This window comes from Salinispora fenicalii, assembly GCF_000514815.1.
Classification (GTDB): domain Bacteria; phylum Actinomycetota; class Actinomycetes; order Mycobacteriales; family Micromonosporaceae; genus Micromonospora; species Micromonospora fenicalii.
Genome location: NZ_AZWQ01000018.1, coordinates 136964 through 149537, shown reverse-complemented (window position 1 = coordinate 149537; position 12574 = coordinate 136964). Strand labels below are relative to the sequence as shown.

Here is a 12574-nt window from a genome sequence, read left to right as displayed (position 1 = left end):
TGCTCCTTCCTCTGCTGTTCGGTGGCGGGGGTGCCAGCGCCGTCAAAAGGGCCGGTACCAGGCTCGGACGGCACATAGTATATGGGCTATACTGATAGCTATACGCTATACATGGTTAGCGTGGGGTGTCAACGAAAGGGCGGCACGATGGGTTCCGAGCAGACTCCGCCGGGTGGTGGGTCAAGCACCTTCGAGTTCCTCTGGCGCGAGGGCGACCGCCCGCGCATCAGCCCCGGGCCGAGGCCCGGGCTGAGCGCCACCCAGGTCGTCGTGGCCGCCATCGCGATCGCCGACGCCGACGGCATCGACGCCGTCTCCATGCAGCAGGTCGCCAAGCGGCTCCAGGTGACCCCGATGTCCCTCTACCGCTACGTGCCGAGCAAGAAGCACCTGGTCGAGGCCATGTTCGATGAGGCCTCCGGCGCGCCGCCCGGCCTCGACGCGGTGCCCGGCGGATGGCAGGTGCGGGTCGAGGCCTGGGTCACAGCGCTCTGGGGCCGCTACCAGGCCCACCCGTGGATGCTGCGGGCCCAGGTCAGCCAACCGATCGGCCCCCACCAACTGGCCTGGTTCGAGGCGCTGCTGGCCGTCATCAAAGACACCGGCCTGACGTACGAGGAGATGGTGTCGCTCGCCCTCTTCCTCACCGGCGCCACCCAGGGCCTGGCCAGGATCTCCACCGACCTGGCCCGGGCGGCCGGGGAGGACGACCTGATTCCCTTCGGGGAGGCGCTGGCCGCGGTGGCCCACCCGGACCGCTTCCCCACCCTCAGCGCCCTGCGGTCGGCCGGCACCTTCGATATCCCGGCGGGCGCCCTTGACGCCCCGACGGGGGCCGTCGGCGGGGTCACCAGCACCGAGCCCGATCTGAGGTTCGGCCTGCGGCAGCTGATCGAGGGCATCGAGGCCCACGTCGCCGCCCGCGCCAAGCGTTGAGGCGATAGGCGCAAAGCCCTCGGCCTACGCCGGCTCCCACGTCGACGACTCAACCCGCGCACCGCCAACCGGCGTTCTATAGGTAGCGGACGTGGGCAGGAGCCTCAGATGGCAGGTCAGGATCAGTACGCCGGGTTTCGGGAGTTCGTTCTGTCCCGGGGACAGGAGCTCTCCCGTGCCGCCTACCTGCTGACCGGTGATCACCAGGGCGCCGAGGACCTGCTGCAGGAGGCCCTGGCCAAGACCGCGCGGTCCACTGCTCACTCGCCGATCGAGGCGACACGACCTGCCAGCCGTTCGGAGACGGTGACACCCTGGCCGCATTCGATGCGGGCGGTGGCGTGACCCGGATCCGGTTGTCGTGGGCTGGCGATATGGCTGCTCACCTCAGGTATCCGAGCAGCTCAGCAGTGTCAATCTTCCCTACGGCGGTCAGCGCTACAGCGATGAAGGTCCCCGCCACTCCTGCGACGGCGGTCAGGACGGCAGCGGTTCGCTGCGCGCTGTCGGTGAGCCTTGTCAATGCCACCGCCAGGCGCCAGGGGGCTTGACGAATGTCTCTGCTGTCGGGGTTCCGTCCTCGTCGAACGCCTGGACCCTGGAGGCGAGTTCGCGTAGTGACGATGTCCCTTCCGGTTCGACCAGCAGGTCCAGCACCATGCGCAGCGTTTCTCGCAAGTCGAGGGGAAACGTCGGCTCGCACGACTCTGGGCTTTGCAGGTGTCGTCGGATCGACGCGCTCACTGCTCGCAGGACGGTAGCCACGGGGTGCGGGGTGTACCCCCGTGGTTGCCGGCGATCCCATAGCCCAGCGGTTCGATCGAGCAGTACGGCGATGTCGACCAGGCTGCTGCGGTGGGCGTCGGCAACCGCGCGGAGAGGCTCAGGCATTTCCAGCGAGTCGGCGCGCCCTTCTAGGACAGGCGGGGACAACAACTGGCAGATCTCTACCGACAACTCCCATCCGGCCAAGCGACGACGCAGGAAGGACGCGGCAATGTGAGCAGGCACCAGCATCGGCATTACCGCCAGGAAGAACACGATTAAGCCGAGCAGAGGAGGCAGCATGGAGCCGGCGTCCGATGACGGCGTTGCAGCACTTGACGGCGTTGTAGCGGTGCCCAGGTCGGGTATCACCGCTACCAGGACGAGGATGGGATACATAGCGGCGAGCAGCTCGACGGTATGGGCCATCCTGAACCAGAACGCGTTGGCGGCGAGCCGGTCACGTCCCCTGCTGGACAGGTCGTCCGGAATACGCAGGCCCGGGACCTTCCCGCGCGGCTTGCCGGGCTGGGCGATGTAGCGCAGCCCGTTGAGGAAGATGCGTATCGCCACCAGCACGCCGAGGGCGCCTGTGAGGTGACCCACTCTGTTGATCGCCTCCGCGAACTCGCCACCTGCGGTGGCCCCTGGCACCAGCAGCAAGACGACGTAGGGAAGACTCACCGGCACCAAGAAGCCAATGATCGGGACCAGCAAGATCAGCGGTATTCGACGCCACGATTCGCGGGCGACCAGCCGGCCAAAGATCCCGGGCCCGGCAGCCGACCGGATCAGCTCCCATGCACCCCTGTGCAGCCCTCGCCATCGGATGGGTTCAAACGATGTGGACGAGACGCATCTCCACTGCATCGCCCAGAGCATCGAGCCACCAAAGGCGGCTGCCGCAACGATCCAGCCGACCATCAGGGCGATGATGCAGACGAGCAGAAGGGCCGCGATCACGGTCACATCGACCGTCATACCAGCCACGGCCAAACATGCGTCCGTCCAGCTCGATATTCGTCGGTGTCGGATCTGTCGAACCTGCGTTCGAACCAATACGCTTTGCGGCGTGAGGATGAGCCATGGGTGACCGCAGCGCCATCGAATGGACGGAGGCGACGTGGAACCCGACGACGGGCTGCGATCGCGTGAGCCGCGGATGTGACAACTGCTACGCGTTGACGCTGGCCAAACGGCTCAAGGCGATGGGGCAACCCCGGTATCAGCGGGATGGAGACCCGCGAACGAGTGGGCCAGGGTTCGGGTTGACCCTGCACCCGGACAGCCTTGAGTTGCCACTGACTTGGAAACGTCCTCGGCTCGTGTTCGTCAACTCGATGAGTGACCTGTTCCACGCCCAGGTGCCGACGAGTTTCGTTCGACAGGTCCTAGAGATCATCGCGGCAACCCCGCAGCACACGTATCAGGTACTGACCAAGCGAGCCCGCCGCCTACGCCGGATAGCTCCCTCTCTGACCTGGCCGTCTAACTTGTGGATGGGCGTCTCCGTCGAGGACCTCAGCGCTGTGCACCGAATCGATGATCTGCGAACAGTGCCGGCGGCACTGCGCTTCTTGTCGTGTGAACCGTTGCTGGGACCGCTCCCGAGCTTGCACCTAGATGGTATCGGCTGGGTGATTGCAGGCGGCGAGAGCGGCGCCAACGCCCGACAGCTAGAACCGTCATGGGTCATAGACCTGCGTGATCAGTGCACGAGCGCTGACGTGCCGTTCTTCTTCAAGCAGTGGGGCGGGCGGACGCCGAAGGCTGGCGGCCGGGTCTTGAATGGCCGGACCTGGGATGACATGCCCCTCAGCCTGGCCGCCGTCTGCTGACACCCACCCGCCAGTAGACGCGACGCCGGGCGGGATTGCGCGTCCGGCTACTCGGTCTTCACGTCGTGTCGTTCATCGCCCGTTTCGCTTTGCGCGTCACGATGAGAGACTGTCTCGCAACCTGTTGTGATGGGATGGGGGCTGGATGCCGGTCGACGGTCCGGTGCCGTGGCCGTGTGCGGAGCACACGGGCGCGAAGCACGACATCTATCGCCACTACCTCGGAAAGTGGTTTCCCATCCTGCTCGCTTCCTCCAACGCCTACCCCTCGGTCACCTACGCGGAGGGATTCGCCGGGCCCGGGATCTACAGCGGAGGGGAACCAGGCTCGCCTGTCATAGCGATCCGCGCCCTCGTGGAGAACGTCCCCCCGACCAAGGGCGTCGCCCGATTCGTCTTCATCGATGACGACCAGCGCTGCGTCGACATGCTGCGGGAGACGCTGCAACAAGCGTTTCCCGACCGGCCAAGGTCCAAGGTCGCGATGCCCGTGACGATGGGCAAAGGCACCTGCGCCGGCGACCTCGAAGCCGCGCTGGACCGCATAGGCGCCTGGGGTCAACCGATATTCGCGAACCTGGACTCCTGGGGTAATGCACCCGTGCCCTTCAAGCTGCTGCAGCGCCTCGCCTCGAACGTGTCCACCGAGGTCATCGTTACGCTGCTGCCGCAGCATTTCGTGCGCTTTGTCAGCAACCTTGGCGAGGCAGGCGACGACGTGTTCGGCGGCGACCCGCGCTGGCGGGAAGTCGTCAACCTTCCGCCAGCGGCGAAGAGCCGACACATCCTCACCTGCTATCGACAGACCCTGCAGGCAGCGGGCTTTGCCTACCTGCTGGACTTCGAACTGATCCCCCGCAATGGTCAGCCCCTCTATCTCGTCTTCGGCACCGGGCACCCACTTGGCGTGCAGAAGATGAAAGACAGCCTCTGGGAGGTCGACCGTGCCCAAGGCGTGGGCTTCCGCGACCCCCGCGACGAACAGGCGGAGACGCTGTTTGCCATCGATGAACCACTGCTCGGACCGCTGACCCGGCTACTGCAGCAGAGGCTGCGCGGCAGTGAATCGGTCCGAGTTGAGGACCTGCGCAACTTCGCCCTGCTCGAAACGGTGTACCGGCCAGAGCACGTCATCAAGGCACTCAAGCCGCTCGTTGACGTCGGCACTGTGAAGATTGAGGGCGGCGGCCGGCTACAGAGATCATCCTTCGTCTCGCTGGCACCGTCGACCTGAGCGCTCGCTATGCGCTCACCGCATCGGTGCTGCTCACTGTTAGGCGTTCCTAGCCAACCTGGCGAACGCCGTACCCTGTCGATTCTCAGCTCGCCCGGCTCGCCGGGAGGCCGCTGATCCTTCCATCCGTGGGCCCGGTCGCGGTCCGCGTCGATCCGGCTACCTCGATGTTCGGTTGGACGGCACCCGAGGTGCAGCTGCTAAAAATCTTATATACATCGATCCTCTGTTAGCCTTGGCGGGCCCCTGGCATCGAGGAGGATGAGTGTTAGCACGTCATGCGGCGGCCGTAGCCGCCATCATGATCGCAAGCCTGGTGGTGCCGGTCCAGCAAGCCGTAGCCGCTCCGGCCAACGACATGCCCTTCGCGTCCGCGACCACTGTCGGAATCCACAACACCTACGAACGGGGGGCCTTCGACTACCTGGTTGAGGCGCTGGACACCGGCACCAGCCTGATCGAGATCGACATCTGGCCGAACGTCTTCACCAGGAAGTGGAAGGTCAGCCACGATGAGCCACTGAGCAACAACAACAACTGCACCACCGGGTCAACCCTCGCCGACCTCTACACCGGCAACCGGAACAAGCACTTCGGTGACTGTCTGGACAACATCCGGGTCTGGCTCGACGCCCACCCCGACAGCGGCCCACTTATGATCAAGGTCGAGCCGAAGCTGGGTCTCGCCACCGCTTTTGGCATGGGTGTGGATCAGGTCGACAACCTGGTCCGAAGCCGCCTCGGCGATCGTGTCTTCCGCCCCGCGGACCTGCTGGCCAAACCCGACGGGGGTTGGTACGACTCTCTCGACGACGCGGCCCAGGCGGGGAACTAGCCCACCCGGGAGGAACTCGCCGGACGCGTGCTCCTCCACGTCGTACCCGGCACCGTGGAGAACCGCAATCCCTTCGACTGGTCGCCCACCAACGAGCAGTACGCGGAGCATCTCCGTGATCTCGCGGCAGCGGGAGAGGCCGAGGACGTGCAGATCTTCCCCACCGCCAAGGGGACCGCCGGCGACGACCCGCGGGGCCAGTATGACGTCGACATCCGCCCCTGGTTCGTCGTCTTCGACAGCGGGGCCTCCGGCTGGCTCAACCGGGACACCACCTGGTTCGCGGAGAACAATTACCTGCTCGTGATGACCAGCGCGCACGCAGTGGAGCCCGCCATCAGCAGCACCAATCCCACCGAAGCGGAGGCGCGGGACCGACTGCTGCTCCTGGCCGACGCCAACGCCAGTGTCATCACCAGTGACTGGACCCAGTTGCCGCAGATCCAGTCGATGGTGGTTCCGCGCGGGGAGCAGGGAGCTTCGTAGCAGCCCGCGCCCCCTTGTTCCGGTCCGCGACGTGCCGGCGGCAGGTATCGCCGTGGGTGGGGCGCGGACCGAGCGGAGCTTACGCCACCGGGGCTTCCCGGACGGTGGCGAAGCTGGCCACGTGATCGATCGCCATATCCAGCGCTCGGGCGAGTGGGCGGCTGGACCGGGAGGTTTTGCTCAGCAGTAGCCCGCCCTGTAGAGCGGCCATGATGGCTTCGGCCAGTGCGTCCGGATCAGCGTCCGGCCTCAGATGTCCCTGGTCTCGCATCGCGGTGAGTCCGATGAGCAGTGGGGATGCCCACGCGGCGAAGCACTTCTGCAACACGACACGAGTCTGTGGATCGCCGTCGGCGAGTTCGCTGGCCAGGGACCCGAGCGGGCAGCCACCCACATTTTGGGCCCCGTCGCGCGCCGCAACGAACTTGTCGCGCCAGCGGCGCAGGCCGGCCAAGGAGTCCAGCTGGTCCAGATCGGGGCGCTGTGCCTCCACGATTCGGTCGGTCTGCTGCCATGCGACCGCTCGGAGCAGATCTTCCTTGTTCGCGAAGTAGTGGTACAGCTGCGACTTACTGGTCCTGCTCGCCGCCATCACATCGTCGAGGCTCGTGCCCGCCGCCCCGTGCTCGCGTACGAGGTCGGCTGCGGCCGCCACGATGCGTGTCCTGGTCGCTGCTCCCCGGGCGGTCAGCTTGGGGGTGTGCTGCGCGGTTGTCATGGCAAAAGCCTACAAGAAAACTGGACTTGCTGGTCCAGTTCTCGTCACCCTAGTCTGGACTAGTCAGTCCAACTCAGGGCGCCTGGGAGCGCCGGCGTGATAAGGAGAACGACGTGGCTCGACTCAGCAACGGACAACGCTTTCCGCACCTTCAGGTCCCCGCGGTCGGTGGTGGCACGCTCAACCTGCCCGACGATTTCGCCGGCCAGTTCGGTGTCGTGTTGATCTACCGTGGATCGTGGTGTCCGTACTGCAACGCACAACTCGCGGCGTTCCAGCGGGCCAGCGACACTCTCACCGAACTCGGCGTACAGGTCGTCGCGCTGTCGTCCGACGACGAGGAAGCCTCCCGCCAACTCGTGGCGAGTCGTCGGCTCGGCTTCCCCGTCGGGCACAGTGCCGACATCGCCACGGTGGCCGAGGCGACGGGTGCCTACGTTAATGACGAACCGCACCACCTGCAGTCGACTGGGTTTGTCCTCGCGCCCGACGGCACCGTGCTGACGGCCGTCTACTCGAGCGGAGCGATTGGTCGCCTGGTCCCCGACGATGTCGCCGGCATGGTCCGCTACATCCGCGAACAAAGCTGAGCGCCCGCCGGCACCTGACTCGGCTGCCGGCACACCCCGGATCGAGCGGAGCCTACTGTTCGTCGGGAGCCTGGTAGCGGTAAGTGTTGGGGTTGACCGCCGCTGGCTTGGGATCCTCCTGCCAGGCTCCCTCGCCGGGGCGGGCGACCAAGGAATCCAGCAGTTCCTCCCGGTTCATGTCGACCGCGCCCTCAATGCCACCTCGCACCGCCATCTGTCGCAGGTCCTCCGTGTCCAGCTCCGGTATCGGACGCGCCATGGATCGACTCCCTCGACGTCGGCTGGTGGCTGCCTTACCCAGTGTGTGCAGCTTCGAACCGGGCTCGTCGTGCGAACCATGACCTCCTACGCAAACGCTGCTCGCTACCTATGAGGTGACGTCATGTCGCCGACGACGGATGGAGCAGCTTCGGCGAGCGTCCGGGTGAGTTGCGGGACTCGGCGGTGGTGGCGTCAGACTTCTCCCACGAGGGACTGGGAGAAAAAGTTCAGGGCCGGTCTCCGTTTCCGGAGACCGGCCCTGGCCTGCACTTACTCTGGTCGGGGTGGCCGGATTCGAACCGACGACCTCTTCGTCCCGAACTCTCGGCGGGCCGGCTCGGTCGGGTGTCATCCGAGGTCGTCTGGCCTGTTGGGGCTGCTTCGGGTCGGGTTCGGTGGACCGGGTTGCGTACTTCGCTGTTGTACTCCTCGCCAATGAGGAACTGCCCGAAGTGGGCGCGCATGCGTAGCCAGTGCTTGCGGTCGTCGCAGGGGTGGAGTCGGCCGCAGCGGCACAGGCTTAGACCCAATTCGGCGTGCTTGATCAGCAGGATATCCGCATAGGCCACCTGCGCCTTGGCGTACTCGCGAAAGGCCATCGAGGTATAGATGATTCCCACCGGTCACCCCCGTCCCGCACTGCGGCGGTGGCGGTGGCGCCAGAGGAGTTCGGCGACGGCGTCCACGGGGTCGATGTCCCCGGCCGCCATTCGCTGGCGGGTAACGGCGATCCAGGGCGGCGACGCGGGGGTTGTTTCACCGCAGGCGGTTCGCATCCCCTCTTGGGCGAGTTGGGCCAGCCGGCAGGGATTGCGTTGGTTCTCATGCCAGTAGCCGGCGACCACGCAGAAGCCGGCGCTGTCGGGTCGGTGGGCCTCCCAGAGGGCGCGGGCCAGTCGCCACAGTAGGCGGCGCCGGCACTCTGTGGGCGGCTCGATGGGCGGATTTTCGACATCGAAGAACATGCGCCAACCATCCCGCCCTGCGACGGACCGCCCCATGGCCAGCGGTCATGTCACGGTGACATGGGACGGCTCGACCAGCGTGAATGGTCGCCCTAGGCTGTCGGCCGGAACACCTTGAGTAGTCGGAACGCGATGCTGGGAGCTGCCGTGCTGCTCGATCTACTACGAATACCGGAGGATGCGTGGTCGCACGGCGAGGTGCTGGCCGCCTTGGCCGCCCGCGACATCGGCGCGCTGTTCCGTCTGATCGCCAGCCTCACCGGGGCGAGTCAGAGCCAGATCGGGGCCGCCGTCGGGCTGGAACAGGGCTACGTCAGCCGGATCATGGCCGGCCGCAAGGTCACCTCGATCGACGTCCTGGAGCGGATCGCCGACGGCTGCCGGATGCCCAACCGGGCGCGAGTAACGATGGGCCTGGCGCCCCGACAGGCCACATCTCCGGCCACCCCCGGCCGGCTCACCCGCGGTGGGCTCACTCCCGGTCGGCTCGGCGAGCCGCCGGCCAACCGGACCTGGCAAGACGACGTACGCAGTGCCGCAGAGCTTTGGCGAGGTGACGTGAACCGTCGAGACGTACTCCGGCAGGTGACCTTCCACACCGCCGGCTACACCCTGCCCGCACTGCGCTGGTTCACCGCCCCCGACCCGGCTCCCGTCACCCAGCCCGGCCGCAACGCGGTCGGCCAACCGGAGATCGACACCATCCGCGCCATGACCGCCACCTACCGCCAGCTGGACAACCAGTACGGCGGCGGACACGCCCGCGACACCGTCGCCCGCTACCTCCACCAGGAGGTGACCCCACTACTCACCGACGGCCGCTTCGACCACCCCACTGGTCAACGACTGCTCAGCGCCGCCGCCGAACTCGCCCAACTCGCCGGCTGGCAGGCGTACGACACCGCCCAACACGGCATCGCCCAGCGGTACCTCACCCTCGCCCTGGACTTCGCCCACGCCGCCGCAGACGACGGCCTCGGCGCGGAGATCCTCGCCGCGATGAGCCACCAGGCCACCTACCTCGGTCACACCACCGCCGGCCTCGACCTCGCCCGCGCCGCCGGCCAGACCGCCCACCGCGCCGGACTTCCCGTCCTGACCGCCGAAGCCCACGTCATGCAAGCCCACGCCCTGGCCAAAGCCAACGACGAACGAGCCTGCGCCACCGCCCTGCACCACGCAGAACAAGCCCTCGACCGAGCCGACCGCAGCGCCGACCCGCAATGGCTCAGCTACTTCGACGAGGCATACCTGTCCGCCAAGTTCGGCCACTGCTTCCACGCCCTCGGCCGCAACACCCACGCCGAACGCTTCGCCGCCCGATCCCTACGCATGAACGATCGCTTCGTACGCGGCAAAGCCTTCAACCTCGCCCTACTCGCCAACATCCACGCCCACCAGGGGCAACCCGAACGGGCCTGCGCCATCGGCGCACAGGCCCTGGCCCTGACCACCCAACTCCGCTCCGCCAGAGCCGTCCGCTACCTCCGCGACCTGCAAACCCAACTCACCCCGCACCGGCGACTACCCGCCGTCCGGCACTTCACCGGCCGCATCAACGCCACCCTCGGCCCGCGACGCTGACCATCACAGTTCCCCCCGGGCCCTACGCGCGACCAGCTCCAGCACCACGATCACCGTACCGGCACCGACGATCTCCCCCCGGGACACCAGCTCGTACGCCTCGTCGAGCGGAATCCACGCGACCTGCTCCGCCTCATTCACGTCCACCGGCGCACCGATGTACTCAGCCCGCCGGGCCAGAAACAGCAGGTTCTCGGCGTCGGCGGTCCCGACCCAGGGCTGGAAGGACAACAACGGCTCGACCACCTGGGGCCGCCAACCGGTCTCCTCCTCGACCTCCCGCACCGCACACCGCGCTGGGTCCTCGTCGTCGTCAACATAGCCGCCGGGCAGCTCCCACACCCACCGATCGAACACGAACCGATGCCGCCGCATCAACAACAGGCGCTCCCGATCATCAAGCACGGCCACCATGGCCGACCGGGGAGCCCGAATCACGTACTGCTCGAAGCGAGCTCCATCCGGCAACTCGACCTCGGCGATACTCAGCCGCGCCCGCCGGGTGTCATCCACCACCCGCTCACCATGAATCGTCCACCGGGTCAACTCCGTCGCCTGCTTCTCCACCACCCCGCCAGTATCCGCGCCGAACCCCACACCCTGCGCGGCAGGCGGCACCTAATGGTCACACCACCCCAGCCGCCAAGCGATGCACCACTAGCACCCTAGACTTGGTTGGCCGATCGTTTTGTATACCTACAGCCACCAACATGACCGGGCCAGCCTCCAAGATAAGTCCACCTACAAAGACTTCCGCCGCGAGGTCTACAGCATCTTCTGGCACAGCCACGGCCTTAGTGAAACTACAGAGATTGTAAGGAACCCGACACTTTACATAGGTACCGGGCAATGAGATAGTTTCAGGTCGAAGATCCCCTACCCAAGCCGCGAGCAGTTGCTCACCCCGGCAAGCACGAAGCCCGTGCTGGGTCGGGGGTACATGAGTGACCAAGAGAGGCCCGCTGCGCTAGTGCAGGACGAAATGACCCTACTGGCATATGTCATGATCTGCAGCGTTTTCCTTTTAGCCCTGCTAGTGGCAGCCATCCTGATGGTGATCGCCCGAATTTTCATAGGCACAAGGGCGACACAAATACCCATCAAGGGTAGCTCATTCAGGCCTCGCTTAAGGCACAGCGATCTAGAGCAGGCATTAGATCAAGCATCTGCTTTTAATGCCTACACCCCAGGACGATCCAGCGACTCCTACGCTCAATGGGGGGACATATTCAGATATACCCCCGAAGATTATGAACAAGCTATACAGGAACTTCCTTCCCTATGCAAACAGAGTCGAGTACTTTCCTTGGATCTCAGCCATATGGATCGACAGCAGGCTATTCGCCTGGTTGACTTCTGTAGTGGAGTGTCACATGCGGCAAATGGATGGATACTACGCGTGGCAGATCGGGTTATTTTACTAGTCCCTGATCATTAATAGCAGCCACGACGAAGATGAATCCCGACAATACCAAGGAGTCGCATGCCGGACAGCGCTAAAGAAAATCTCCTCGTGCTCAGTCATAAGATTCGCTTAGAAGAGCACGCACTGGCGGTTGCGCAACGTCGAAAGAAACTATCCAATCTATCCCTCATCTTCGGCCCGCTCCTCATCCTGCTTCTGTACGCAATATTTTGGGTGCCACAGATTCCATCCATCACGCGAACCGCAATCTACATTCCCGCAATCCCTATTGCTCTCGCCTTTTGCGTATCAGCGTTTCACCTAAAGCGTAGACCAGGATACCCGGAAGGAAACAGGACTTATAGAGACCAAGGTGACATCGAGTTAGCTCTTGCCAGGCTGCAAGACAGTCGAAAGCTGCTCGTAGCGGACGTAGACACGCCTACGAAGGTTCGGCGCATTACATACAAAGAGGATGCATTCTCAGAGATTAACAAGCTCCGTGCCGACAGCAAGCAGTATAGACGCGTAAACAACATCCTCCAAGGAATCCTCATCGTCGGCGCACTAGCTGCGACCGGACTGAATGGAATCGGCGAACTCAATGCGTTGCGTTGGACTACGCTCACCATCACCTTCTCCGTGGGGCTGGCAAGTGGCTTCATGGGCTACTACAAATACAAAGAACGCAGCTTCTATCTTCAGCAAACCGCCGATGCCATCGAAACCGAGTGGGAGGCTGTTGAGATCGGCGTTGGCCGATATAAGAGAAGTGAAAGCGAAGAGTTGGCGCTAGCCGATTTCGTTGAAGAGGTTCATCGCTTGAAGTCCGAACAGAAAAAGCGTCAGCAGAACCTAGAACAGCCACCAGAGTCTCGCGACCCGAATGACTGATTCCTTGACGGCTTACAGGGACCGAGGCTTTCGGCCACCACGAGCATGCAAGATGCTGCCATC

At 64.8% G+C, this 12574-nt stretch carries 12 protein-coding genes and 2 pseudogenes; 9 read left to right on the top strand and 5 right to left on the bottom strand.

All coding sequences use genetic code 11. The features are described from left to right. Positions 1–147 precede the first annotated feature (147 nt). On the top strand, positions 148–936 hold the full coding sequence (locus tag B116_RS0108735; RefSeq protein ID WP_027659829.1) for a TetR/AcrR family transcriptional regulator: 789 nt from the start codon (positions 148–150) through the stop codon (positions 934–936). 108 nt (positions 937–1044) lie between these two features. Beyond that, a pseudogene (locus tag B116_RS26395) lies at positions 1045–1188 on the top strand (SigE family RNA polymerase sigma factor); the annotation flags it as partial. A 267-nt stretch (positions 1189–1455) separates the two neighbouring features. Here B116_RS26395 and B116_RS0108725 read toward each other — a convergent pair. Continuing rightward, complete coding sequence (locus B116_RS0108725) at positions 1456–2682, bottom strand: hypothetical protein (protein ID WP_027659827.1); 1227 nt, start codon at positions 2680–2682, stop codon at positions 1456–1458. A 104-nt stretch (positions 2683–2786) separates the two neighbouring features. Here B116_RS0108725 and B116_RS0108720 point away from each other — a divergent pair, with 104 nt between their 5' ends. From B116_RS0108720 to B116_RS24850, 3 genes and pseudogenes are all read left to right on the top strand, one after another. Continuing rightward, positions 2787–3539, top strand: a complete 753-nt coding sequence (locus B116_RS0108720; protein ID WP_027659826.1) for a DUF5131 family protein — start codon at positions 2787–2789, stop codon at positions 3537–3539. A gap of 145 nt (positions 3540–3684) precedes the next feature. Further along, entirely contained in the window at positions 3685–4773 is a 1089-nt protein-coding gene (locus B116_RS0108715; RefSeq protein WP_050591843.1) for a three-Cys-motif partner protein TcmP, read from the top strand. A 301-nt stretch (positions 4774–5074) separates the two neighbouring features. Further along, a pseudogene (locus B116_RS24850) lies at positions 5075–6094 on the top strand (phosphatidylinositol-specific phospholipase C domain-containing protein). Positions 6095–6173: 79 nt separating this feature from the next. Here B116_RS24850 and B116_RS0108705 read toward each other — a convergent pair. Further along, the gene (locus B116_RS0108705; RefSeq protein WP_018724485.1) at positions 6174–6812 is read right to left on the bottom strand and encodes a TetR/AcrR family transcriptional regulator; all 639 of its coding nucleotides are present in this window, start codon (positions 6810–6812) and stop codon (positions 6174–6176) included. A gap of 113 nt (positions 6813–6925) precedes the next feature. Here B116_RS0108705 and B116_RS0108700 point away from each other — a divergent pair, with 113 nt between their 5' ends. Continuing rightward, positions 6926–7402, top strand: coding sequence for a peroxiredoxin family protein (locus B116_RS0108700; RefSeq protein ID WP_018724484.1), 477 nt, complete (start codon positions 6926–6928; stop codon positions 7400–7402). Positions 7403–7454: 52 nt separating this feature from the next. On the opposite strand, the gene B116_RS0108695 is transcribed toward B116_RS0108700, so the two are convergent. Together B116_RS0108695 and B116_RS0108690 are read right to left on the bottom strand one after the other, a co-directional pair. After that, positions 7455–7661: a hypothetical protein gene (locus tag B116_RS0108695; RefSeq protein ID WP_027659824.1), complete on the bottom strand. Its 207-nt coding sequence runs from the start codon at positions 7659–7661 to the stop codon at positions 7455–7457. A gap of 625 nt (positions 7662–8286) precedes the next feature. Next, complete coding sequence (locus B116_RS0108690; RefSeq protein WP_027659823.1) at positions 8287–8628, bottom strand: hypothetical protein; 342 nt, start codon at positions 8626–8628, stop codon at positions 8287–8289. A 147-nt stretch (positions 8629–8775) separates the two neighbouring features. Here B116_RS0108690 and B116_RS0108685 point away from each other — a divergent pair, with 147 nt between their 5' ends. Next, positions 8776–10212: a helix-turn-helix domain-containing protein gene (locus B116_RS0108685; RefSeq protein WP_027659822.1), complete on the top strand. Its 1437-nt coding sequence runs from the start codon at positions 8776–8778 to the stop codon at positions 10210–10212. Between the two features lie 3 nt (positions 10213–10215). Here the strand turns inward: B116_RS0108685 and B116_RS0108680 are convergent, their stop codons facing one another. Continuing rightward, entirely contained in the window at positions 10216–10782 is a 567-nt protein-coding gene (locus B116_RS0108680) for an NUDIX hydrolase (protein ID WP_027659821.1), read from the bottom strand. A 370-nt stretch (positions 10783–11152) separates the two neighbouring features. On the opposite strand from B116_RS0108680, the gene B116_RS28965 reads away from it, so the two are divergent. Both B116_RS28965 and B116_RS27375 read left to right on the top strand, forming a co-directional pair. After that, a complete protein-coding gene (locus B116_RS28965) occupies positions 11153–11650 on the top strand; it encodes a cell division protein SepF (RefSeq protein ID WP_155255730.1) in 498 nt (165 codons plus the stop codon). Between the two features lie 45 nt (positions 11651–11695). Then, the gene (locus B116_RS27375) at positions 11696–12511 is read left to right on the top strand and encodes an SLATT domain-containing protein (RefSeq protein ID WP_155255729.1); all 816 of its coding nucleotides are present in this window, start codon (positions 11696–11698) and stop codon (positions 12509–12511) included. The last annotated feature ends 63 nt before the right edge of the window (positions 12512–12574 follow it).